Genomic DNA, 24,481 nt, shown 5'->3' on the forward strand with positions numbered 1-24,481 from the left:
CGGTTAAGACCGGCCGGATCAGCGCCCGCGACGCCGCTTGTTGCCGCCGCGCTGGCCGGCCCGCCCCGCGGTGCTGCGGCCCGAGGATTTCACCGCGGCTTCCGCCGCCTCCTCGACCGCCGACTGCCGGGCGAGCGGGTCGTCCGCTACCGCAAGCTCCACGGCCTCGAGGCGCTTGACCTCGTCGCGGAGGCGGGCGGCCTCCTCGAACTCGAGGTTCTCGGCGGCCTTGCGCATCGCCGCGCGCAGCGCGTCGAGATGGGCGGCAAGGTTCGCGCCGACCATCGGCTTCTCGACCTTTGCCGTCACGCGGCTCATGTCGGTGTCGCCCTGCCAGAGACCGGCCAGCACGTCCTCGACGTTCTTCCGGACGGTCTGCGGCGTGATGCCATGCGCCTCGTTGTAGGCGATCTGCTTCTCGCGCCGCCGCTCGGTCTCGCGCAGCGCGCGCTCCATGCTGCCGGTGATCCGGTCGGCATACATGATCACCCGGCCCTCGGCATTCCGCGCCGCCCGGCCAATGGTCTGGATCAGCGAGGTTTCCGAGCGCAGGAACCCTTCCTTGTCGGCGTCGAGGATCGCCACCAACCCGCATTCCGGGATGTCGAGCCCCTCGCGCAAGAGGTTGATCCCCACCAGCACGTCGAAGGCCCCGAGGCGCAGGTCGCGCAGGATCTCGATCCGCTCGATCGTGTCGATGTCCGAATGCATGTAGCGCACGCGGATGCCCTGTTCGTGCAGGTATTCGGTCAGATCCTCGGCCATGCGCTTGGTCAGCACCGTGACCAGCGTGCGCAGCCCGGCGGCCGAAACCTTGCGGATCTCGTCCAAGAGGTCGTCCACCTGCATCTCCACCGGGCGGATCTCGACCATCGGATCGAGGAGGCCGGTCGGCCGGATCACCTGTTCGGCGAAGACACCGCCAGCCTGTTCCAGTTCCCACGCTGCGGGCGTCGCCGAGACGAAGACCGACTGCGGCCGCATCGCGTCCCATTCCTCGAACTTCAGCGGGCGGTTGTCCATGCAGGAGGGCAGGCGGAAGCCGTGCTCGGCGAGGGTGAACTTGCGCCGGTAGTCGCCACGATACATGCCGCCGATCTGCGGCACGCTGACATGGCTTTCGTCGGCGAAGACGATGGCGTTATCGGGGATGAACTCGAACAGCGTGGGCGGCGGCTCGCCCGGCGCGCGGCCCGTCAGGTAGCGCGAGTAGTTCTCGATGCCGTTGCAGACACCGGTCGCCTCCAGCATCTCGAGATCGAAGTTGGTGCGCTGCTCCAGCCGCTGCGCCTCCAGCAGTTTTCCCTCGTTCACCAGCTGGTCGAGCCGCTGGCGCAGCTCGCGCTTGATGCCCTGGACAGCCTGCTGCATCGTCGGCCGCGGCGTGACGTAGTGCGAATTCGCGTAGATGCGGATCTGCTTGAAGCTGTCGGTCTTCGCGCCGGTCAGCGGGTCGAACTCGGTGATGCTTTCCAGCTCCTCGCCAAAGAACGAGAACCGCCACGCCCGGTCTTCAAGGTGGGCCGGCCAGACTTCCAGCGAATCGCCCCTGACCCGAAAGCTGCCGCGCTGGAAGGCCTGGTCGTTCCGGCGGTATTGCTGCGCCACCAGTTCCGCCAGAACCGTCCGCTGGTCGTAGGCGTTGCCCACGATCAGGTCCTGCGTCATCGCCGAATAGGTCTCGACCGAGCCGATGCCGTAGATGCACGAGACCGAGGCCACGATGATCACGTCGTCACGCTCCAGCAGCGCCCGGGTGGCGGAGTGGCGCATCCGGTCGATCTGCTCGTTGATCTGCGATTCCTTCTCGATGTAGGTGTCGGAGCGCGGAACGTAGGCCTCGGGCTGGTAGTAGTCGTAGTAGGACACGAAGTATTCCACCGCGTTCTCGGGGAAGAAGCCCTTGAATTCGCCGTAAAGCTGCGCCGCCAGCGTCTTGTTCGGCGCAAGGATGATCGCCGGGCGCTGGGTCTGCTCGATGATCTTCGCCATGGTGAAGGTCTTGCCGGTGCCCGTAGCCCCCAGCAGCACCTGATTCTGTTCGCCGGCGACGATGCCCGCTGCCAGTTCCGCGATCGCGGTCGGCTGGTCGCCGGCCGGCTCGAACGGAGTCCGCAGGACGAACCGCCGCCCGCCTTCGAGCTTCGGGCGGGTCAGCACGTCCGGGCGGTGCATCGGCATGTTCGTATTGTTGTGCGGCATGGCTGATTCCCCTGGCCGCCTAGATTTGATCCGTTTTTGTTCGCAAACAAGGGGAAGGGGTGCGGATCTTTACCCGCCCTTAACCCTCGACCGGTAGAAGGAAGAGGCAAGCAGCAGAACGCTGTCGGTCGGTTGCACCACACACCCCACCCACCCTCCCGTGATCGACCGACAGCCGCCTTGCAAAAGGCCGGGTTGGTCTTGATCTGCGACAGGAAAGCCGCCAATAAACGGGGCAACTGCAAGGGAGCCCTTCATGCGCGCGCGTATCTACCAACCGGCCCGAAACGCCATGCAGTCCGGAACCGGCAAGGCGAGAGGCTGGGTTCTCGAATTCGAAAGCAACGAGACCCGCGACATCGATCCGCTGATGGGCTGGACATCGTCCGGCGACACGCAGAGTCAGGTCGTGCTTCGCTTCGAGAGCCGTGAGGCCGCGCTCGACTACGCCCGCCACCACGGTCTCGAGGTGGAGGTGATGGAACCGCGGCTCCGTCGCGCGAACGTCCGCCCGCGCGGGTATGGCGAGAACTTCGCGACCGATCGCCGGGGTGCGTGGACGCACTGAGGAGTGGCGAGGCGGAAGTGGCCGGACATCGCGCCCTTGCGCGCCGGCTCCCGGCCCGAAGCCTGTGCGCCTCGCGCTCACCGCTTTCCGGCTGCCGCGAAAGCCGGATCCTGCGCGCCCATAGGGCGCCACGGACGGTTGCGGTCCCTCGCGCTGGGCAGGAGCGACCGTAATCGCGGCGAATGCCCTCAACCGGACGGGAGTCTTGAGCCATGTCAGACATGATCGACGCAGGTGCCCGCCCGGTGATCCGGCGTGACAACCCGCTGTCCCTGGACCTCGGCCCGCTGTTCCGGCGTCACCTCGAGCTGATGTGGCAGAGTTCCCCGCCCGAAAGCGTGCATGCGCTTGACCCGGCCGATCTGGCCGATCCGGCGGTGGCCTTCTTCAGTGTGCGGGAGGGCGAAGATGTCCTCGGCATGGGCGCGTTCAAGGCCATCGATGCCGGACATGCGGAGATCAAGTCGATGCATGTCGTCGAGGAGGCGCGGGGAAGGGGCCTTGCCCGGCTGCTGCTCGATCACCTCCTTGCGGAGGCGCGCGCGGCCGGCTTCACCCGCATGAGCCTCGAGACCGGGGTCGAGCCCGCTTTCGCCTCGGCCCGCCGGCTCTATGCAGCCGCCGGCTTCGTCCCCTGCCCGCCGTTCGAGGGATATGTGGAGGATCCCAACAGCCTCTTCATGACGCGCAGCCTCTGACCCCTTGCGCGCAGGTCCCGGCTGACGCAAAAGGGCAAAAGCGGGCTCATAGCTCAACTGGATAGAGCAGCCGACTTCTAATCGGCAGGCTGAGGGTTCGAGTCCTTCTGGGCCCGCCATGGGCGTCTCTTTGCCAACGAGGCATAAAGATGCACGTTTCGGCGGTTTTCTTGCACACCCGCGATCAAGACAAATCTCGTGATGTCGGGGCTTCCTGTCGCAAGTCTCTGATACAGCGGGGTATTTTCCTGACTTTGCCGCCCATAGGCGTTCCTTTTTGGGCTCTTCACGGCTCCTCTTTCGCAGTTCGGCCGATCTCAGAACCCTCCGCCCGGCGGATCCCGCCGGACGCCCGAGGGCGTCATCTTGCGACCGGCTCCACGTCCGTTTGCAGATAGAGCGCCCCGTAATCGGCCCCGTCCGGCGAGATTCGCGACACTCGGGGCTGCCTCCAGCCGGGCGATGACAGTGTTCCGGTGCTCGCCCCATTCGGCGGTGAGAGTCGTCGTGGTCGCGAACCGGCGATGGAACGCGGCGATGTCGGCTTCGGAGAGGACGAGGATCACGGTGCCGAACTTCGGATGCGTCACCCTGGTTGCCGGAGTGTGTCCCGCGGCCACCAGCGCCAGGAACCGGCCGCCATCGCGCATCCCGATACTCCGGCCGAACGCCGCGGCCGACGGCCGTTCGGGGGTAAGCCTGACAGACCGCGCCTCCGCCATCCTGTCGACCTCGGCCCGCGCCACCACGATCCCGCCATAGCCCTCCACACCGGCCCGTCGCCCCGCCTTCAGCTCCCCGGCCTGGATGATGGCCGCGATGATGACGCCGACCGCCACGCTCCGTCGTTGCCGGGCGCGCTGGACGCTCTCCCATGCGGCGTCATCGGCCGCGACCGGCACGGCACGGGCGTGCAGCTCCGCCACCAGAGCCACCCCGTCCGCGACGAGAGCCTGGAACTCCTTCAACGTGGCCTCCATCGCCCGGCGCATCGGGCCAGGTCCGACGAGCTTCGGGATCTCGGTGATGAGCGGGCCGAAGCGGTCCGCATCGAAGGTCTTGCGGCTATCGGGCCGGTTATCCCCCAGGCGGATGGCCCCCGCCTCCAACAGGAACTGCCGGGCCAGATCGGTCGTGACGCCCGCCTCCCGCGCGGCGGTGAGCACGGAATGGAGGCGCCGCTTTGGCAGCGCTTCGCCCAGCACGATCTCGCCCGCGGCGACCGGCCAGTGGGCGAGGATGCAATCGCGAAGCAGCCGGCGGAACGGGTCGAAGCCGGCCTCGTCGAGGTAGAGCCGGTTCAGGTTGGCGTAGAGCTGACCGAAGGCCTTCTGCGGCTCGTCGTTGTGCCCGCCCGGATGGCGGGCCAGCGCATCGAGGGCCTCGCCGATCGCCTCCCCGCCACACTCCGCCACGTCGAAGCCCTTGACCTGCGCGAGACGGAGCCGGTCATAGTAGTCCGCGGAAGGTTCATGCAGCCGCAGGAGTTCCATGCCGAGTAGCCGGACGAAGATCGTCGCCGCGTGCAGCGAATGGTTCGCAAGCCACGTCGCGTCGCTGCCATCCGCGAGGCGCCGGTCGAGCCAGAAGTCAAAGGCGCTCGGCTCGGACGCGGGCAGATCCAAGGTCCCGCCGAGGATCGCGTCCTCGATGGCCGTCAGCCGGACGCCGAAGTCGTGCCGCTCGGTAAGGCTCTCGACCTCCCAGAGCTGCACCAGCGGATGCCGGTGCCGGAGACAGAGGCTGACCTCGCGAAACTGCCAGTCGCCGCGGAGCGCCATCGCCTCGATCGCAGCACCACGATGGGCCGCGGCATCCTCCCGGAGGCAGGCCGGACAGCCCCGCACCTTCGGGTTGCGGAGCGCCCGGGATCCGAAGATCTCGCCCCGGAACGTCATGCGGACGGTGCCGGCGCGCTCGCCCGTCCAGGACAGCATGTCACGGAGCGCATCCTGCGACAGCCCACCGATCTCGCCAATACGTTCGACGACGTCCGGCTCCAGTTCCACGGCGCGCTTGAGCGAGAAATCCCGGTCTCGACAGAAATCCCACGTGCTGACGCCATTCATGGCGGCGAACCGGGAGAGGAAGGAGGGGAAGGTCTCCCGGATCAGGGGCACCGGGCGGAGAGGAAACGGCTGTGCCACTGGAGAGAAGACGGCTAGAGAGGGATGCCGTGGCAGGATGGAGCAACGGGCTGCGGATTTCCACTCGTGGATGAGACAGGCTCTGGATCGGCCGACACCGCGGGCTGCAGCGTCACGCGGTGTCCCGCGGCACATCTGCAATATGCAGAGCGGCCCAGGACGGCCAGACGACCCTCACGGCGCGAGCATCCGAAGCGGCCTCTCGAGCTTTGCAAGACGCGCTCACAGCCCTTCTCAGACCTTCAAGCCCACTGCACCAAGCTTGGCGGTGCCTACGCGACGGGCGGAAAGCTGCCTGAGGCGGATGCGGCATCGCACCCGCCGGATCGTGCGACAGCAGACGCTCATGGCGCACACTCCCTAGCGTCAATCCGGTCCAGCGCCAGCACGAAGAGGGCGGTCGCGGCCTTTGATTGTGGGGCGGCCGTTTGGGAAGGGGAGGTGGAACACGCTGTCTATCCGGCTCTGACCCAGTTCTGCAACTTCGGCGGGAACCTGGACCCAGGATTGGAGAACGTCCGCTTCCTCAGCTTGCTCGGCAAGTTCACTTCAAGCCGTTCATCCTACGCGGCGCACCCGATCACATTCGTTCCGAAGAAACCCTGCTTGATCGATGCAATTGCGGTGCGGGTCAAAGCTCCCTCACACGACGAAGCCGCAGGCCGATGCCGGCGTACGTGTGTCCATGTTCCGGCCGCGGTTCAGGTGGTCGTCGATCTCCGCCGCCGATCCGATCATCCGGCCATAGAGAAACACCGTGAAGGCCGCGGTCTCGAGGTCCCGCTCGCTCAGACGCTCGGCGCGATAGTCGGGCCAGAGCAACGCCAGCAGCAGCGCCGCGATGATTGCGTCGACGTTCACGCAGAACACGTAGGGGCTCGCGCCGTTGTCGTAGAGCGCCTGCACCAGTTCGCGATAGAAGGCGTGGAAGATGTTGTAGTGCCCGGCGCGGGCCATGTACTCGGCAACGAACCGCTCCCGCGGATCATGATTGACCGGCTTGCCTCGGAAGACCGGATGATGCACGCCGGGCAGCGCACGGACCTCGGCACCTGCCTCCTTCGACGCCCGCTTTTCGCGCCGGTACTGTTTCGCGAACTCCGTCGCCATCGCCTTCAGGTCGATGCCGTGCGCCGGGTCCGAGGGGTCCGTCAGCCCCTTGTCCTTGAACTGGTCGAGCAGGAAGGCCATCCCTTCGTACCCGTTGCCGCCATGGCTGAAGCCACAGTGGGTCAGAAACCCCACCATCGCCTTGTTGATCTGCACACGGCCCAGCGTCTGGGGACCGTCGGCCGAGACGGCGCCCTTGGCACCCTGGCCTGAAATCGAGCCGGGGCCGTTGGAGATCAGCAGGCCGATGAGGATCTGCAGGGGCAGCGCCTCCTCCGGCGTCGGCTTCTTGCCGGTCATGGCGAGGAAGCACAGATCGGCCATCGTCCATTGCCCGAACCGTTCATCGCGCGCGATCCCGTGCAGCAGGCCCGACTGGTGATGCTCGGCGGGGATGGTCGAGCCGACCATCACCCCGTAGAGCCGCAGGTACCACGGCAGCGTCTCGGCCGTCAGCCGCGTGATGCGCTTCCGCATCAACGGTCCCCAGCTGATCGTCGTGGCGATTGCCGCAAGGATCGCGTCGCGCGACAGCCGGATGCCGAGGCTCTGCAGGAACTTCAGGAACGCCGACTTGCCGCCGCGTGCCGCGATGGCCCGCAGCATCGCTTCGGGCCGCGGGTCGGCTGCCTCCGCCTCGGTCGCCATGAACAGCGCCCGCGTCTCGGGGTCGATCCGGATGTGGCTGGAGTCGAAGCTTTCGTCCCGACCGTCCTTCAGCCCGGAATGGCTGAAGATGTCGATCAGGGCTCGTGTGCAGGCCAACGCCCGCTCGACCCGCCGGGGCCCGGTCAGAAGCGCCGCGGTCGCCATCACCGCGTTCGGCGCATTGCCCGCCTCGCGCGCGGCATCCGCCGCGGCGAGGATCGGGTCGCCGACGAGGTTGACCTCGGCCGCCACGGCCACGTCGAGCATGGCACGGTCGTTCTCGCTGGCGATCTCGTGGACGAGGGGCAGCGCGAAGCAGGCCTCCAGCGGTTGCAGCGCAAGGTCGAGCACCTCGTGGCCATGCACGCTGGTTACCTGCGTCGTCGGGTTCATCACGCTGGCGCCCGACTTGTCCTTCATGTTCTGCCGCGCCACCACGGCGCCGACCTGCTGGCCGAGCGCGTCGATCTGGCTGGCACAGGGTTCCGGCGCGGTGACGACCGGCAACGCGATGTCGGCGGGCAGCGGCAGCCCCTGGTCGTTCGCCAGCCATGGCTTCAGCGCAAGGTTGCCCCGGGGGGCAAAGTCCGGCGCCGTGCCGTTCAACTTCATCACCGCGGTCAGCGCCGCCGGGATGTCGGCGATGTTGGTGACCACCGCGCCCCGCGCCGAGACGACCGGGTTGTCCGGCGTGAAGATCGCGTCGACATCGAACGCCTCCATGAACCAGCGTTCCTTGTCCTCTGCCGCGTCGCCCGAGCCTGCCATCGCGCCGGCGTGGCCGACGGCGCGGGTCAGCCTCGACTTCCAGCGGCCGACGACACAGGCGACGACCGGCTTCGTCCAGGCGATCCCGTGCTCGTAGTAACCGCCGGGTTCGGCATAGAGCACCGCCGCCTGCGATCGTTCGTCCGCGGCGAAGGCGCGGGCGAAGTCCGGGCAGGCGTAGTGGATGTAGACGTCCTTGCCGGAGGAGATCAGTGTCGTCGTCCCCCAGCCCGCGGTGGCGAGATACTGGGCGATCGTGGTGGTGAAGCCTCCGGAGTTCGAGAAGATCGCGACCGAGCCCTTGATCAGCGACTCCTCCGGATGGTCGCCCCCCAGGGCGCCCCCGATCCTGACCCGGTTCCAGCTGTCGGCAACGCCGAGGCAGTTGCCGCCGATGATGTCGATGCCGTTGCCCTGCGCCATCGCCCGGATCTCGCGTGCGTCGTGGACCGAGATCTTCTCGGTGATGATGACGATCTTGCGCAGGTCGGGGTTGACCCGGATCAACTCGGCCACGCCATCGCGCGCGCCGGACGGCGGCAGGTAGACGACCCCGGTGTTGAACGAGAGCCCCGCGTTCAGCCCCTCGCGGACGCTGTTGAAGATGGGGATGTCGCCTGCCGGGGTCTTCAGCACCTGCCCGGCACGACCCGGCGAGGTGCCGAAGACGACGTTGCCGCCGGAAAAGGCGTGGCTCGTCGGCGTCACCTGCCGGCTTTCGCCGCCGGCGATGTTCAGCACGCAGACCCGGTCTTCAGCCGTGGCGATTTCAGCCAGCGACGAGATGCCGAGATAGTAGGGGATTCCTTGGATGCCTTGATGATACACGGTTTTTCCTCCCTTTCAATCGGTTGCCGGCTTGAGGCCGAGCGACGCCGCAACCTCCTCGCGACCCCCGGCCCGCATCCACTGGTCCACGCGCTTGGCGTGGTTCACCACCTCCGAGATCGCGCTGTCGAAGCCGAAGAAGCGGTAGGGGAGACCGAGGCTCTCCAGGGTCTCCGACAGGTTGCCCATGCCGCGGACGAGGTTCGGCCCCCCGCGTCCGACGACCACGTGAAGCGGCGTCGGCCCATGCGCGGCGAAGTGCTCCCTGAGCGCATCGCCCATCGCCCGGAAGGTCTCGAGGATGTCGGTGTTGTTCGACTTGCCGCCGATGATGAAAAGGACGTTGGTCTGGTGGAGGAAATGCCGGTAGCAGATCGAGGCGACCGCCTTCATCTTCTCGTAGGGCGGGTTGCCGCCGAAGTCCGACGAGATGATCGCCGCCTCGCCGAGCACTTCGGTCACGAGGGAGTTCGCGCCGCCGCCGAAGGTCGGGGCGAGGATCGTGCCCTTGTCGTTGATGACAAAGACGTCGGATTGCCCCTGGTGGGTGCGGAGCTGGTTCACCTCCTGCTCGAAGGCGGAGACGTCCGCGGCGAAGATCTGGTCCGGCAGCCCCAGCCGGCTGACGCGTGGGTCGTCGCGGTCGAAGCCGCACTTGAAGTCGCAGGCCATCGGCACGAGCCGCCCGCCGCTCACCGGCATCATCCGGATGGGGTTCAGCTCGAGCGTGGTCATCCCGTAGTGGTGGAAAAGCTCCCAGAGCTTCGGCAGCTGCTGGACGAGGGGCGAGATGATCTCCTTCGGCGCTCCGATGTCGCCGAGCGCATTCGCCACCACGAAGGCCTTGAGGCCGGTCAGCGCCTCGAACGGCACCATCGCCACGTCCGACTTCGGCAGTTCCTCGATGTCGATGCCGCCGCGGTGGGTCAGCGTCATCGTCGGCGCGCGGAAGAGGGTGTTGTCCGCTATCGAGAAATAGACCTCGTGCTCGGCAGGCACCCCGGCCTCGAAGGTCACGCCATTGGCCTTGGCGTAGGCGTTGCCGAGCCGATGCTCGCAGAAGTAGAGCCGCTCCTTCTCGGCGAGCGCCTCCTTCAGCGTTCGGGCCCTGCCGACAAGGCCGGCCTTTCCCTTCTTGCCGATCCCGCCGCGGAAGACCGGCTTGATGAAGATGAGCCCGTGGCGGTCGATGAGGGTCTGGATCTGATCCTCGCTCGCGTCGGGGCCGAGCACCTCGGGGGTTGGGAAGTCGACGTGGCCAAGCAGGCGCGCGCCGTGAAGCAGGCCGTTGAGTTGCATGGGTCCATCCCGTGTTGCGTGTCGTTTCCGAGTACTTCGCGCCGGAAGGATGCGGCGGTCGATCGTGATAGGCGTTCGGGCCGGGGCTGCCCCTCGGGAGCGGTCAGCGCTCGACGCGGTCCTCCGTCGCGCTGGCCGTCCCGTCAGCCGCCCGTTCCGAACGTCGCCGCGCCAGCATGTTCAGCCCTTCGACCAGTGCCGAGAAGCCCATGGCGGCGTAGATGTAGCCCTTCGGCACGTGGAAGCCGAAGCCGTCGGCGATCAGCGTCGTCCCGATCATCAGAAGGAAGCCGAGGGCGAGCATGACGATGGTCGGGTTGCGCTCGATGAAGGCGGCGAGCGGAGCGGCCGCGACCAGCATCACGGTGATGGCGACGATGACGGCGATGTACATGATGGCCAGATAATCCGTCATTCCGACCGCGGTGATGATCGAGTCGACCGAGAACACCAGATCGAGCAGCAGGATCTGGAAGATTGCGCCTCCGAGATTGGTGCTGACGGCGCCGCCGACGGCCGTATCCCTGTGATCGACCGGATCCACGGTGTGATGGATTTCCTTCGTCGCCTTCCACACGAGGAAGAGGCCGCCAGCGATCAGGATCAGGTCGCGCCAGGAGAACTCGTTGCCGAAGGCGGTGAAGACCGGGGTCGTCAGGCCGACGATCCAGGCGATGGTGGCAAGCAGCACCAGCCGCATCACGAGGGCTGCCCCGATGCCAAGCTTGCGGGCGCGCTCGCGGTGCTCTGGCGGCAGCTTGTTCGTCAGGATCGAGATGAAGATGAGGTTGTCGATGCCGAGCACGACTTCCATGGCAATGAGCGTCACCATTGCGGCCCAGCCTTCCGGCGTGGTGAGGAAGACGAAGTGTGTGGCTATGAAATCCATGAGCTCCTCGAGTCGTTCGGGGTGAAGCAACCCTGCTTCCGGGTCGATGACCGAACTCGCACAGGGGCGAAGGAGGTCCGGGATGCGCCGGGCGCATCCCGGGTCGCCGTCAGGCGTCCTTGAAGACCTCGTCCCGGGACTTCCGGATCGAGGGAAGCACCGCAACGGCCAGGGCCGCGGCCGCCACGAGAAGCAGTCCGAGAGACAACGGAGAGGTGACGAAGGTAAGCGGGCTCCCGTCCGAGATGATCAGCGCCTGCCGCAGCTTCTCCTCCAGCAGCCGGCCGAGCACGAAGCCGAGGGCGAGCGGTGCCGGCTCGAACTGCAGCTTGTAGAGGACGTAGCCGAAGAGGCCGAAGACCGCCGCCATCATCACGTGCCCGGGCTCGCTCGAGATCGAGAACAGGCCGATACAGCAGAAGGCCACGATGGCCGGGAAGAGCAGGCGATAGGGCACCTTGAGAAGCTTCACCCAGAGACCGATCAGCGGCAGGTTGATGATGACGAGCATCAGGTTCCCGATCCACATCGAAGCGACCAGACCCCAGAAGAGATCGGGGCTGCGCTCGATGACCTGCGGCCCGGGGACGATCCCTTGGATCATCATCGCGCCGACCATCAGCGCCATCACCGCATTCGGCGGCAGACCGAGGGTCAGGAGCGGGATGAACGAACTCTGGGCGCCCGCGTTGTTGGCCGACTCCGGACCGGCGACGGCCTGCGACACCCCCTTGCCGAAGTCCTGGGGACGATCGGAGATGCGCTTCTCCACGGCGTAGCTGGCGAACGGGCCGAGGATGGCACCATTGCCCGGCAGAACGCCCAGAACGGAACCGATCGCCGTGCCGCGGACCATCGCCCCGAAGTTCTCGCGCAGTTCCCTGAACGTGGGCCACAGCCGTCCGATTGCGTTGCGCATGATGTTGCGTGGCTCGGGGTCCGCGAGGTTCCTGAAGATCTCGCCGAAGCCGAAGATGCCCATCGCGATGACCACGAACTCGATGCCGTCCTGAAGCATCTCGAGCCCGAAGGTCATCCGCTCCCGCCCGGTCTCCATGTCCGCGCCGACGGCCGAGAGCAGGACGCCGACGAGGATCATCGCCACCGCCTTGTTGAGCGAGCCGTGGGCGAGCACGACCGCAAAGATCAGACCCATGATCATCAGCGAGAAGTATTCCGCGGGTCCGAACAGCAGCCCCAGGCTCGTCATCGGCCCGGCGACCGCCGCGATCATGATGGTCGTGACCGTGCCGGCGAAGAACGAGCCGATCGCGGCAAGGCCGAGTGCGAGCCCGGCCTGGCCCTTTCGCGCCATCTGGTGCCCGTCCAGCGCGGTGACGACCGCGGTCGCCTCGCCGGGAATGTTGACGAGGATGGCGGTCGTCGAGCCGCCGTACTGCGCGCCGTAATAGATGCCGGCGAGCATGATCAGCGCTCCCGTCGGGTCAAGCGACAGGGTGACGGGCAGAAGGATCGCGATCGTCGCGACCGGCCCGATACCCGGCAGCACGCCGACGAGGGTCCCGACAAGGCAACCTACGAAGCAAAAGAAGACATTCTTCAGCGTCAGGGCAACCGAGAGACCGAAGGCGAGGTTCGAGAAGGTTTCCCACATGTCAGTATCCGATCAGCCATGGCGCCACCGGCAGGGAGAGGCCGAGCGCATAGCGGAAGAGACCGATGCAGAAGAGGGTCAGCACGGCCGCGAAAAGCAGAAGTTCGGGCAGCTTCGTATCCTGCGCGGCGAGGCCCGAGACGACGATCGCGAGCGGCGTCGCCACCAGCAAACCGAGTTCGGGAATGTGCAGCGAGCCGAACTCGTAGCCGCGGATGGTCACGGCAAAGAGCACGATGGCCGCCACCACCGGCAGCATGGTGTGCATGCGCCAGCCCCCGGTGGATGGCCCCGGCTTCCTCCAGGAAAGGAACAGCTGGAGGACACCCAGGCCGAAGATCAGGATCGAGAGGAGCCGCGGCACAAGGCCGGAGCTCACCCCGAATTCGGAGGCGAAGGGCAGGTCGGAACTTGCCCAGAGCGCCAGCGCGCCGAAGCCGACGAGGCTCAGCCCCGCCAGCCGCTCGCGCCCCAACCACGGGGAGGAAGGCGGGACCTCCTCGGGGTCGATGTCGAGATGGACGTCGCCTGCCATCGGCCTCACTCCACCCTGATGTCGGCGGCCTTGACCACCTCGCCCCAGCGCGCGCGCTCGGCAGCCATGAAATCCGCGAAGGCGGGGCCGACGAGATCGGAGGGCACAGCCCCATCGGTCTCGAGCTTCTCCAGGAACGCGGGGTTCTTCAGCGTCGCCAACGTTGCGTCGGCGATCTTGGCGCGGACGTCCTCGGGAATGCCCTTCGGGCCGAGGATGCCGTACCAGGCCGAGGCAGTATAACCTGGAAGGCCGGCCTCGATCGCGGTCGGGACGTCCGGCAGGCCCTTGAAGCGCTCCGCGCCCGTGACGGCAAGGGCCGTGACCGTGCCCGACTCGATCAGGCCGATGACGGATGGAATCGTCGTCACCATGAAGTCGACGTGGCCGCCGACAAGGTCGTTCACCGCGGGGCCGGCACCCTTGTAAGGCACATGCTTGAGATCGACGCCGGCGCTCTGTCCGAAAAGCAGGGTGGCGACATGGCTGGCCGACACGTTGCCCGCCGAGCCGTAGACGAGCTCTTGCGACTTGGCCTTTTCGAGGAACTCCGGGAGCGTCTTCACCGGCAGCCGCGGACCGACCACGATGACGAGTTGGGCATCCGCGATCATCGCGATGGGATCGAGCGCTTCGACCGGGTCATGCCGCATCTCGAAGATGTGCGGGTTGACCACCATCGGTCCCTGGTTGCCGACGAGGAGCGTGTAGCCGTCCGGGTCAGCCTTGGCGACCGCGTCGGTCCCCATGTTGCCGGCCGCACCCGGTCGGTTTTCGACGATGACGCGACCGCCGAGTTCCTTCTCGAACTGCGCGGCGAAGCCCCTTGCGATGGCATCGGTTCCGCCGCCCGCGGCATAGGCCACGACGAGGGTGATGGGCTTCGACGACGGATAATCGTCATCCGCCGCGGCCGGAAATCCCGCAAGCGAGACAGCGGCAATACCGAGCGCCAGCGCTGCGCGGCGTGAGAAAGTGGTAGTCATGGGTTTTCCTCCTCCAAGGTAGTGTATCGGGCTGATTGCACCTCATGTTTCCCGGCCGGATCAGCGCCGTCGGGTTACTCGTTCAGTTCTTGCGGCGGGCCAGCACGGCCCCTTCGAAGAGTCGACGGCAAGTCCGCATGACGTAGACCGCCGGAAGCGACGCACCCGCGGGGAGGGCGACGCGCACGCCCATTCGTCCCGTGGGATGCTCAAGCATCAGATCGCACGGCAGCCTGAAGTCGGACATGGATGCGCCAACAAGGCTGTCCGGCAAGGTCGCGGCCATTGCGACGGTTACGGCTCCGGTCGTCGCGAGAGATGTATGGCAGGCATGCGGAGTGAAGTAGCGCACCGAGAGGGTGCCACCGTGCAACGGCTGGCCGATGAGGATCGGCTTGGGCAGCACCGAGGATCGCACGTCGCCCAGACCCATGCGCGCGCCCGCCTCGATCCGCATGGCTTCGAGCTTCGCCATGAAGTCGCGGTTGGCGTCGAGGATCAGCGCCGGCTCGGAGCCGCTCAGCCCGAAGGCTTCGGCCCGCACGATCATCACCGGCGTCGCCCCGTCGATGAGGGAAACCGGAATACCCTCGATGGTCTCCTGCGGCGTGCCTGTCGGCAACAGCAGCCCCGTCTTTGCGCCGACCGCTTCCGTGAACGCCAGGTAGACCGGAGCGGCCATGCCCGGAACGCCGTCGATGACGGCCTCTCCCTGATAGCGGATGGTTCCGCCTGGGGTCTCGATCACCGCCTCGATGATCTTGCCGGTGTTGACGTTATGGACCCGAACGGTCGTCCGGTCGCCGCGGATCGGAACCAGGCCGGCCTCGATCGCGAACGGACCCACCGCCGAGAGCATGTTGCCGCAGTTGGGCGACAGATCCACCGCCCGCTCCTCCACCTTCACCTGCGCGAAGAGATAATCGACATCCGCCCCCTGTCGCGTCGGCGGGCCGATGATCGCGACCTTGGAGGTCAGGGAGTTGCCTCCGCCGATGCCGTCGATCTCCAAGGGGTGCCCCGATCCCATGATCTCGATCAGCACCGCGTCCCGCTGCTTGGGATCGATGGGCAGATCGGAGGCAAGGAAGAACGGTCCTCTGGAGGTTCCGCCCCGCATCAGGACGCATGGGATGCGGACAAGGTCATCCATCACTGTCGGCTCCCGTTTGATGCGCCATGCGTTTCAATCGCTTCTTCAATTGCGTTTTACGCGATTCCATTTATCCTGTTAATTGCTATGATCGGAGGAATTACTGCGTGGAACGCATCAATTGCGAAATACTGGACCTGCGGGCGTTTCTTCTCGTGGTGGAACTGGGGAGCTTCCACCGCTCCGCGGAGGTCCTGAATCTGTCCCAGACGGCCGTCAGCAGGCGCATCCAGAAGCTTGAGGCTGCAACGGGGGGAGCGCTGCTCGAACGGACGACGCGTCATGTGGCCCCCACGGCCATGGGGCGGGAACTGCTGCCGTTGGTCAGGCGGATGCTCGAGGAATTCGATGGATCGCTCTTCACGTTCCGCGATCCCCGGCGCCGCGGGGGGATCGTGAGCCTGGCTTGTCTTCCGACCGCAGCCTTCTACTACCTGCCCACGGTGATCAGGGCGTTCCGCGTCGAACATCCGGACGTGCGCTTCCGCATCCTCGACCTTCCTGCGACGGAAGGGTTGCAGGCCGTCGCCCGGGGCGAGGTCGAGTTCGGCGTCAACATCATGGGCGCCGCCGATCCAGACCTGGTTTTCGACCGTCTTGCAGAGGACCCTTTCGTCCTGGCCGTTCGCAAGGACCATCCTCTGGCGGGGTCCGAAAGCCTGACGTGGGCTGACCTTGCCCCTTACCCGCTCATCACGGTCCACAGGTCGAGCGCGAACCGCGTGCTTCTGGATGCAGTGCTGGTGAAGTCAGGCGTGAGCCTTCAATGGACTTATGAGGTAACGCATCTTTCGACGTCCCTGGGTCTCGTTGAAGCTGGCCTTGGGATCTCCGTCTTGCCGAGGATGGCGACGCCCCAGGGAGATCATCCGTTCCTCGCCACGTGCCCGATCCGGGATCCGGAGGTTTCCCGGACGATCGGAGTTGTCCGAAGGCGCGGAGCCTCGATTTCGCCTGCAGCGGCGACGTTCATGAACATGCTCATCGGAACCTGGGGCGGCGCTACCTGAGCGCTGGCCTCCCCGAGAGACCCGCCGGAGCCGTCTGCATCGGTTTCTCCCTGTGGCGCTTGGGCCGGTCAGGAAGCGCAACACGCGGTGCCCCGGCTGAATCCTCAGGACAAGCCCTGCCGACCGACACCGGCGACCCCGAGGTATTCGTCTTGGCCAACCGGCATCCTCATGTTCGTCGCCCAGACTATCTGCCTCGCCCCGGTGGGGTCTCCCGCCCTTGCATTACGGCAACGAGCGAACTGAAATGGACCCACTTTGACAGGACACTTGGGCATGACGACGGAGGGTTCCGCGAGCCAGGGCCGAAGTGAGTGGCTACGTTCAGATCTGGCAGGCCGCTCCGGCGCCGGCTCCCGAATGTCCGCCCATCATAGTCTTTGCTGATCAGCCGCGACCGATCCTGTAGAACGCGGCCGGATCGATCCCGAGGCGCATGAGGTCACGGGCGGCGGGCATGGAATGACGGTCGGCACAGGCCGAGGCGCGCGAAGCGGCAATGAAGACATCAAGCGCGTCCACAAAGGGCTTCAGAAGCGAGGATAATCCGGATTGCATGGCTTTTTTCCTTCTGCGAGCTTCGATCGCTCGCAGCCACGACATAATGCTCTATGAAGCCATTGAGACCCGCCGAAGTTGCATTGCCGGAATGCGCGTACGTGGCCATCATCTCCCTTGCCCGCGGAGCCGGGCCGGGCGACCGGCAGCGGGCGTTCATGCTGAATTCCGCCGGGACCCACTGCCTGATGGACGGCATGACGATTCGCCGCAGTGCGCTCGAGCGGCAGCTTCGCGGAACCGGCTCTAGTCGCCGAACGGCCGCTCAGGGCCGTGCGCCTCGGCTACGACCAGGTGCCGCGGGAAGCGGTGAGATGCCCGACGACGGTGCGGCCTGACCCGATGGAACATGCGTTGACAGCCCACACTTCCAGCCCCGTCTCCCACGAACCCGATTCTGGGTGGCGCTTGGACCGCAGGCGGAGAGATTGTGACTTGGCGGTGCGGGATGTCACATGCCTGGAAGCCACTTCCCTCAGGGAGGGTCAGAACTGCTGCCCTAAAGGAAAGAAAGTGGCCTCTTGAGGAAGAATTCTGTGGCAATCCACACCATGAAAACTCCCAGAGAGTTTTGCCTTTCGTGCCGGAAGGCTGCCTTTCGGCTTCGGCCGTTTTATTCGGTCTCCCCCGCCTCACGGACTCTGCACCCACCGCGGCGCCCGGCCCCTGAGCGGCCGCTCGGGCTCTGCCGCCCCCGCCTTTCCGCTCTCGCCCATCTGGCTCCAGAAGCCCGTCTTACGCCCGTGGTCGCGCTTCAGCGCCGCCCGCCAGGCGGCGTGGGCCTCCATCCCCTGCGGCCACGCAGCGTCCGCCTCCGCTGCCCCGGCCAGCTGGTCGAGCCGCCGCAGATACTCCACCCCGTGCCCGTAGGCCTTCGACCGCGCCCGCGCGAGGATGTCGGCCAGCAGCGAGCGATAGAGAATTGTCGCCGCCACCGGATGCTCGTGCTGCAAGAGGTCCGCGACCTTCGGCAGCACGTACCAGTCCGCCCCGCTCCAACTCTCCGCCCGCGCGATCACCAGCCGCGCCGCAAGGTCGCGCCGGTTCCAGTCGAGCAGGAAGCCAAGCGCCACCAGCCCCTCGGGATGGTCAAGTGCGAGGCTCAGCGCGTTCTCCTCGGCCTCGAGATCGTCGAAATCCGGCAGCGATTTAAGATGCTCGCGCAGAAGCTTGGCCGAAAGCGTCGCGGCGAAGCCCTCCCAGCGCAGCGCCCGCGCCTCGTCGCGGCGCCCGAGCGCGTCGAGGATCCGGGCCTCAAGGCTCACCCGCTGCACCGCGGGCGCCTCGGGGTCGAAGCTGTCGTCGTCGAGGATCGTCACGCGTCCCTGCAGCGGGCTCGGCTCCTTGCGCACCCAGTCGAGCGCCTCGGCCGCCCGCCCGGCCTCCAGCAGCTGCGCGGCCATCGCCAGCGGGCGCTGGACGTGGTCCGGCTTGGCCGCCTCGATCGCCACCAACCCGTCGAGATCGCCGCGCGCGACCGCGATCGCCTGCCGGATCTCGGCCCATTCTGCGGCCGCCGAGCGGAACCAGCGGTCGCACCCGGGCGCGCCGACCGCGGCGCTGCGTGCCGCCAGATCGGCGTCCCAGGCCGCCAGAACCGCGGGCGGCAGTTGGGGAATGATCGCCCGCGCGACCGGCGTCAGATAGCCGTAGGCGCTCGCGTCAAGCGCCTCCGTCACCCGCTCGGGCAGGTCCGAGGCCGCCGCGCCCAGCCGCCCCACCAGCGGCCCAAGGGCCTCGGTGGCCAGCACATAGGTGTCGGCCACGCGGCCCGAGGAATCGTCGACGCGCTCGAAGACCGTGCCGTGGGTGACGAGGAAGCGGAGCAGCCGGTCGACCGCCAGCGCCGGATCGGCGGGGCCGAGTTCCTCGGCGATGACGGCGACCAGGCTGCGGAGGTCGTCGGCGAAGGCGCGGGCCTTGTCCCAGTCGACGAAGCCACGGGCGCGTTCGAGGCCCGCGAGTCTGCGGTCGACGATCTTCGCGATAGCTTCCGGCCCCGCGGTCCCGGCGACCGCGGCCGACACGCGGCGCTTGAAGCCGGGGTTGTCCTGCGTCTCGTCGAGCACCAGCCGCGCGAGCTTTTCGGGGCCGAGCTTGAGGAGGGTCTCGATGTCGAGAGCGGGCTTGCGGGCCATGGGGCGGATCCGTGATCGTGGCGTCAGATCGTCTTGCCTGACGGAAGACCGCGCGGCAACACTGGAGGGGATCAGTCGGTGAGGCTCGCCCTGGAGCGTCGCGAAACGCAAATTGCGGCCGCCGCCGACCCGCGCGCTGGAGCGCGGGAAAACGGCACGGTCGGCCCTGAGCCGCCGATCGATCCTCACAGCGCCAACCTCCGAAGTGGCCAGTCGAGCGTGTTGCAGCAAAGGGACCAAGCAGCCCTTCTCGGTCATCCATCCGAGGTGCGGCGCGATGCCGCGATCAGGAGCAGAGGGCGGAAAGCCGTCTGACAGCAGTGCGGCGTGATTGTCGCAGAAACCTTGCCGGAGCAGCCGTTCGGGCGGACCGCAGCGAGATCACAGCCGGTTCAGCCGTGAGGGGCGGGAAGCGGATTGGGAGGCTACAGAGTCCGGCCCGAACAACCGTGAAGTGGGTGATCCGGCAGGGAGAACCCGAGGTTTCAGTCGCCATGTCCTGCAGGATTTCAAAGGATTCGGGCCAGAACCTTGCAATTTCGGCCCGTCGTATGAAGCACCGTCCCCATCCGCCCGAGCAGAATTACCTCTTCCGACCGCGTCTGGTCGACATGATCGACATGCGTCACGAGCTGGTCATGCTGGCGGGGCTGATCGACTGGGAGTTCTTCGAACGGGAATGGACGGGGTTCTTCCCATCCACCACCGGGCGTCCGGCGACCTCCCCGCGTCTCGTGGCGGGGCTGCTCTACCTCCAACACGCCTTCCGGCGCTCGGACGAGGCGGTCGTCGCGCGGTAGGTGGAGAACCCGTACTTTCAGCACTTCACCGCCGCTGCGCGAGCGGGTGCTCGACAAGCTCGTGCTGGTCTCGCGGCTGCTTCACCAGAAGCCGAAGGACCCCGGCAAGATCCATGCGCTGCATGAGCCGGAGGTCGACTGCATCTCCAAGGGCAAGGCTCGGGTGCGCTACGAGTTCGGCACCAAGGTCAGCATCGCCACCACGCTGACGGGCGGCTTCGTGGTGGGCACGCGCTCGCTGCCGGGCAATCCCTTCTTTGGTTGCCGCCCGTGATGCAAGAGGCTTCTGACCCTGTCGGCGTGTGATCGAGTGCGGTCTTCTTTCAGGCCTCGATGTGCGGCGCTTCCAGAAGCCGCGGGCCGGTATGGTGATCAGCGGGTCGGGTCCAAATCTACGACGTGAGCTCTGATGCTCATGGGATTGCCCTGGCTTCCCCGATCCGGATCTGTTCGATCGTTGCGCCCATTCAGGTCATTGGCTTCTCACACTCCCCCTTGGCACCGGAACTGGCAGGTCACGACAGGGTGGTCATGCCCTCGCCAGCGCCGGATCCCGGTAGTCCTCGTTCTTCGTCAGCATCGCCCAGAACTGCCGGGCCATCTTATTGGCCAGCGCGATCCCAATCAGCATTTTCGGCTTCGTCGCAAGCTTGCGGCCGAGCCAGCTCTCGGCTGGCACCTTGTGGCGTGCGCGGCCCGTGATGCGGCTCATCGCTCCGATGATCAAAAGCCGTCGGATATCGCTCTGGCCGGCCTTGGAGATCCGCCCCAGCCGTGCCTTCCCACCGCTCGAGTGCTGGCGTGGCACCAGCCCCAGCCAGGCCACGAAATCCCGGCCGGACTTGAACTGCGCCATGTCAGGGGCAAAGGCCTCGACCGCCAGCGCCGTCAGGGGGCCGACGCCGGGCGTCGTCTGCAGGCGCCGCGCGGTATCGGTCTCCGCTGCGAGCGCCTTCAGGGCCTTGGTCTTCGTCTCGATCCTCTCGCTCTTCTCCGCAATCTGCGCCAGCAGGTCCTGGCACTCCGCAATGACAAGGGCGGGCAGGTCGCAGCCAGGATCCTCGACCACCGCCGCGATGCGCTTCACGTGGCAGAGGCCGATCGGGAAGACGTGGCCGTATTCATAGAGCACCGCGCGAAGCGCGTTCACGAGTTCCGTGCGTTGGTGAACGAGCCGCTCACGGCTGCGGAACAGCACCGCCCTGGCCTGCTGATCTGCCGTCTTCGGCACCACGAAGCGCATCTCGGCCTGCCGCGCAGCGATCACGATCGCCTCGGCGTCGGCTGCATCGTTTTTCTGGCGCTTCACGAAGGGCCGCACATACTGCGGCGCGATCAGCCGCACCTCATGCCCGAGGGCCGCCATCTCCCGGGCCCAGTAGCTTGCGCTCCCACAGGCCTCGAACACCACCAAAGCAGCGGGCTGTTTCGCCATGAACGCGCAGAACTGTTCGCGCGACAGCTTCTTGCGGAACTTCACCTCCCCCGTCATCGTCGCCCCGTGGAGCTGGAAAACACGCTTTGCCAGATCCACCCCGATCATCGTATCCTTCATCTCGCCGTCCTCTCCGCTTGCGTGGCGTTGAACACCACGACCTTGGCACATTGCGATGCCGTCAGGAGAGGGCGGCAACCATCCCATCTACGACGGCCACACCCTCGGCGAGGCGCTGGAGCAGGTCGCGATCGTCACGGGCTACCCGCCGAAGCGGGCTGTCGTCGATCGCGGCTACAACGGTCACGGCGTCGAGCACACCCGGGTCCTGATCAGCGGCACTCGCCGCGGGCTGACCCCGGCGCTGGCGAAGGCGCTGCGACGGAGCAGCATCGAACCCGAGATCGGCCACATGAAGACCGGCGGAAGGCTCGCGCGCTGCTTCCTGAAGGGCACGATCGGCAACGCGTTCTTTACTGTCCTCTGCAGCTGCGGGCACAACATCCGCAAGATCCTCGCCCATCTGAGGGCGCTTCTTGCTTCCGTCATAACCATCGTCCTGGCGGTGCTCCGGCAGGCAGGATTTCAGCGGCACAGCTTCGCGGCCACCTGAGCAAGTTGTTCAGGCTGAACTATCTGGTGCGGACAAGCTCAAGCCCGGCCGATCAGCACGCTGCCTAAAGCTTCACCCGCCGCAGCCGCAGGGCGTTCGCGATCACCGATACCGAGGACAGGCTCATGGCCGCTGCCGCGATCATCGGCGAGAGCAGGAGGCCGGACCAGGGGTAAAGCACGCCTGCCGCCACCGGCACGCCAAGTGCGTTGTAGGCAAAGGCAAAGAACAGGTTCTGCCGGATGTTCCGAAGGGTCGCCCGCGCCAGTTTCCGCGCCCGGACGATCCCCATCAGGTCGCCGCCGAGCAGGGTGATGCCCGCGCTCTCCAGGGCCACGTCTGCTCCGGTCCCCATGGCGATCCCGACGTCCGCCGCCGCCAAGGCGGGCGCGTCGTTCACCCCGTCGCCTGCCATTGCAACCCGCCGGCCCTTCGCACGGAGGGCGTCGATCAGCGCCTTCTTGTCGGCGGGCAGGACACCCGCCCGAACCTCGTCGATGCCGAGGCGCCGGGCAATCGCCTGCGCGGTGCGCTCGTTGTCCCCGGTGGCCATGACGATGCGCAGGCCTTCCGCGTGAAGTTTCCGGATTGCCTCCGCGGTGGAAGACTTGACGGGGTCCGCCACCGCCACAAGGCCAGCCAGCCGCCCGTCGATGGCCAGGAACATCGCCGTCTTGCCCTCGGCACGAAGGGCGTCGGCCGTCCCCTCGAAGGCAGAGGTCTCGAGCCCCAGATCCGTCATCAGGGCGGCGTTGCCGAGCGCCACAGCCCGTCCCTGAATGGAGCCCTTCACGCCCTTTCCCGTGAGGGCCCTGAAGTCCTCTGCAGGCACAAGGGTCAGCCCCTGCGCCTCTGCGCCCTGCACGATGGCCTCGGCCAGTGGATGCTCGGACCCGCGCTCGAGAGAGGCGGCGGCGGCCAGCACCTCCTGCTCGCTGAGCCCGGCCACGGCAACGGTATCGGTCAGACTGGGCTTTCCTTCGGTCAGGGTTCCGGTCTTGTCCACGATGAGCGTGTCCACACCGGCCATCCGCTCGAGCGCCTCGGCGTCCTTGATCAGCACGCCTGCCTGCGCTCCCCGACCCGCCGCGGTCGTGATCGAGATTGGTGTCGCGAGTCCAAGGGCGCAGGGACAGGCGATGATGAGCACCGAGACCGCAGCGGCCGTGGCGAAGAAGAACGCGGGATCGGGACCCGCAAACCACCAGACGAGGAAGGCGAGCACCGCCACCCCGACGACCGTGGGCACGAAGATCGCCGAGACGCGGTCCGCCATGCCCTGGATGGGGGCGCGCGAGCGGCGCGCGTTCGCCACCATCTCGACGATCTGCGCGAGCACGGTGTCCGCCCCGACCCGGCTGGCCACCATGACGAGCGAGCCGTTGCGGTTCAGGGTTCCTCCGGTCACCAGGTCCCCCGGCCCCTTCTCGACGGGCATCGGTTCGCCAGTGAGCATGCTTTCGTCGACCGCCGAATGACCTTCCAGAACTTCTCCGTCCACGGGCACGGCCTCGCCGGGCCTTACCCGCAGGCGGTCACCGGCCAGCACGTTTTCAAGGGGCGCGTCGTATTCCCGCCCGTCCGGAAGGATGCGGCGCGCCACCTTCGGCGCGAGGTTCAGGAGAGCACGGATCGCATCACCCGTCCGCTCACGCGCGCGGAGTTCCAGCACTTGGCCCACGAAGACCAGCGCGATGATGACGGCGGCCGCCTCATAGTAGGTGCCGACCATGCCGTCCATCCGGTAGGCCTCCGGGAAGAGGCCGGGCAGGAAGGTCGCTGCGATCGAGTAGAGCCAGGCGGCACCCACCCCCAGCGAGATCAGGGTCCACATGTTGGCGCTTCGGTTTCGGATCGAGTCGAGCCCGCGCCTGAAGAACGGCGCCGCCGCCCAGAGCACGATGGGCGTCGCGATGAGGAACTCGAGGTAGAGCGAGGTGCGGTGGCCGATCCAGTCGCGGACGGGCAGTCCCACCGTCCCGCCCATGGTGAGGATCACCAGTGGCACCGAGGCCGCCACGCTAACCCACATCCTGCGGGTGAAGTCCGTCCGTTCGTGCGAGGGCTCGTCCGTGGGCACCATCGGTTCCAGCGCCATGCCGCAGATCGGGCAGGAGCCCGGCGCGTCGCGCACGATCTGGGGATGCATCGGGCAGGTGTACTGGGTGCCTTTCGGCGGAGCGGCCACGACCTTCCCGGCGTTGCCGGAGGCATAAAACCACGGATCCGCCTCGAACTTCGCCTGGCATCCGTCGGAACAGAAGTGGAAGGTCCGGCCTTGGAACGTCACGCTGCGGGAACCCTCCTTCAGGACGACCTTCATCCCGCAGACCGGGTCCACGGCGACCGCGGCACCCTCGGGAACCGCCGCCTCGTGCCCATGGTGAGCGTGACCGTCCGACCTGGGATCGCTCGGTATCATTCCGCCTCCTGACCCTCCTGGAACCGGAGTGGCCTGATGATGGCCCTTAATGATCCTGC

16 protein-coding genes, 1 tRNA gene and 2 pseudogenes are annotated in these 24,481 nt (G+C 66.8%); 6 read left to right on the plus strand and 13 right to left on the minus strand.

All coding sequences use genetic code 11. The features are described from left to right. Positions 1-18: 18 nt before the first annotated feature. Entirely contained in the window at positions 19-2,202 is a 2,184-nt protein-coding gene (gene uvrB / locus CK951_RS03035) for an excinuclease ABC subunit UvrB (protein ID WP_096784762.1), read from the minus strand. Positions 2,203-2,458: 256 nt separating this feature from the next. Here uvrB and CK951_RS03040 point away from each other — a divergent pair, with 256 nt between their 5' ends. From CK951_RS03040 to CK951_RS03050, 3 genes are all read left to right on the plus strand, one after another. Further along, the gene (locus CK951_RS03040) at positions 2,459-2,770 is read left to right on the plus strand and encodes an ETC complex I subunit (RefSeq protein WP_096784763.1); all 312 of its coding nucleotides are present in this window, start codon (positions 2,459-2,461) and stop codon (positions 2,768-2,770) included. 212 nt (positions 2,771-2,982) lie between these two features. Further along, positions 2,983-3,468 (plus strand): GNAT family N-acetyltransferase, encoded by a 486-nt coding sequence (locus CK951_RS03045; protein WP_232520665.1) that lies wholly within the window; start codon positions 2,983-2,985, stop codon positions 3,466-3,468. Between the two features lie 42 nt (positions 3,469-3,510). Continuing rightward, positions 3,511-3,587, plus strand: a tRNA-Arg gene (locus tag CK951_RS03050). Positions 3,588-3,785: 198 nt separating this feature from the next. On the opposite strand, the gene CK951_RS03055 is transcribed toward CK951_RS03050, so the two are convergent. The 8 genes from CK951_RS03055 to CK951_RS03090 form a co-directional block, all read right to left on the minus strand. Next, on the minus strand, positions 3,786-5,750 hold the full coding sequence (locus CK951_RS03055) for a TniQ family protein (protein ID WP_157764498.1): 1,965 nt from the start codon (positions 5,748-5,750) through the stop codon (positions 3,786-3,788). Positions 5,751-6,257: 507 nt separating this feature from the next. Continuing rightward, the gene (locus tag CK951_RS03060) at positions 6,258-8,969 is read right to left on the minus strand and encodes a CoA-binding protein (protein WP_096784766.1); all 2,712 of its coding nucleotides are present in this window, start codon (positions 8,967-8,969) and stop codon (positions 6,258-6,260) included. A 15-nt stretch (positions 8,970-8,984) separates the two neighbouring features. After that, positions 8,985-10,268 carry an ATP citrate lyase citrate-binding domain-containing protein gene (locus CK951_RS03065; RefSeq protein WP_096784767.1) on the minus strand — a complete coding sequence of 428 codons (1,284 nt, stop codon included), beginning with the start codon at positions 10,266-10,268 and terminating at the stop codon, positions 8,985-8,987. Positions 10,269-10,371: 103 nt separating this feature from the next. Next, a complete protein-coding gene (locus tag CK951_RS03070; RefSeq protein ID WP_096784768.1) occupies positions 10,372-11,157 on the minus strand; it encodes a TerC family protein in 786 nt (261 codons plus the stop codon). 109 nt (positions 11,158-11,266) lie between these two features. Continuing rightward, positions 11,267-12,772 carry a tripartite tricarboxylate transporter permease gene (locus CK951_RS03075; protein ID WP_096784769.1) on the minus strand — a complete coding sequence of 502 codons (1,506 nt, stop codon included), beginning with the start codon at positions 12,770-12,772 and terminating at the stop codon, positions 11,267-11,269. A gap of 1 nt (position 12,773) precedes the next feature. After that, positions 12,774-13,307 carry a tripartite tricarboxylate transporter TctB family protein gene (locus CK951_RS03080; protein ID WP_096784770.1) on the minus strand — a complete coding sequence of 178 codons (534 nt, stop codon included), beginning with the start codon at positions 13,305-13,307 and terminating at the stop codon, positions 12,774-12,776. Positions 13,308-13,312: 5 nt separating this feature from the next. Next, complete coding sequence (locus tag CK951_RS03085; protein ID WP_096784771.1) at positions 13,313-14,293, minus strand: tripartite tricarboxylate transporter substrate binding protein; 981 nt, start codon at positions 14,291-14,293, stop codon at positions 13,313-13,315. An 82-nt stretch (positions 14,294-14,375) separates the two neighbouring features. Next, positions 14,376-15,446 carry a 4-oxalomesaconate tautomerase gene (locus tag CK951_RS03090; RefSeq protein WP_096784772.1) on the minus strand — a complete coding sequence of 357 codons (1,071 nt, stop codon included), beginning with the start codon at positions 15,444-15,446 and terminating at the stop codon, positions 14,376-14,378. Between the two features lie 107 nt (positions 15,447-15,553). Here CK951_RS03090 and CK951_RS03095 point away from each other — a divergent pair, with 107 nt between their 5' ends. Beyond that, entirely contained in the window at positions 15,554-16,456 is a 903-nt protein-coding gene (locus tag CK951_RS03095) for a LysR family transcriptional regulator (RefSeq protein ID WP_232520666.1), read from the plus strand. Between the two features lie 387 nt (positions 16,457-16,843). Here the strand turns inward: CK951_RS03095 and CK951_RS21280 are convergent, their stop codons facing one another. Further along, on the minus strand, positions 16,844-17,014 hold the full coding sequence (locus CK951_RS21280) for a hypothetical protein (protein WP_198402388.1): 171 nt from the start codon (positions 17,012-17,014) through the stop codon (positions 16,844-16,846). Positions 17,015-17,646: 632 nt separating this feature from the next. Then, a complete protein-coding gene (locus tag CK951_RS03100) occupies positions 17,647-19,152 on the minus strand; it encodes a DUF6880 family protein (RefSeq protein WP_096784774.1) in 1,506 nt (501 codons plus the stop codon). A gap of 551 nt (positions 19,153-19,703) precedes the next feature. On the opposite strand from CK951_RS03100, the pseudogene CK951_RS03105 reads away from it, so the two are divergent. After that, a pseudogene (locus CK951_RS03105) lies at positions 19,704-20,214 on the plus strand (transposase); the annotation flags it as partial. Between the two features lie 267 nt (positions 20,215-20,481). On the opposite strand, the gene CK951_RS03110 reads toward CK951_RS03105, so the two are convergent. Continuing rightward, positions 20,482-21,507: an IS110 family transposase gene (locus CK951_RS03110; RefSeq protein ID WP_096784775.1), complete on the minus strand. Its 1,026-nt coding sequence runs from the start codon at positions 21,505-21,507 to the stop codon at positions 20,482-20,484. A gap of 88 nt (positions 21,508-21,595) precedes the next feature. Between CK951_RS03110 and CK951_RS03115 the strand changes: the two are divergent. After that, a pseudogene (locus tag CK951_RS03115) lies at positions 21,596-22,000 on the plus strand (IS5/IS1182 family transposase); the annotation flags it as partial. Positions 22,001-22,064: 64 nt separating this feature from the next. Here CK951_RS03115 and CK951_RS03120 read toward each other — a convergent pair. After that, positions 22,065-24,422: a heavy metal translocating P-type ATPase gene (locus CK951_RS03120; RefSeq protein WP_096784776.1), complete on the minus strand. Its 2,358-nt coding sequence runs from the start codon at positions 24,420-24,422 to the stop codon at positions 22,065-22,067. Positions 24,423-24,481: the final 59 nt, after the last annotated feature.

Source organism: Rhodobacter sp. CZR27 (assembly GCF_002407205.1).
Classification (GTDB): Bacteria; Pseudomonadota; Alphaproteobacteria; order Rhodobacterales; family Rhodobacteraceae; genus Cereibacter_A.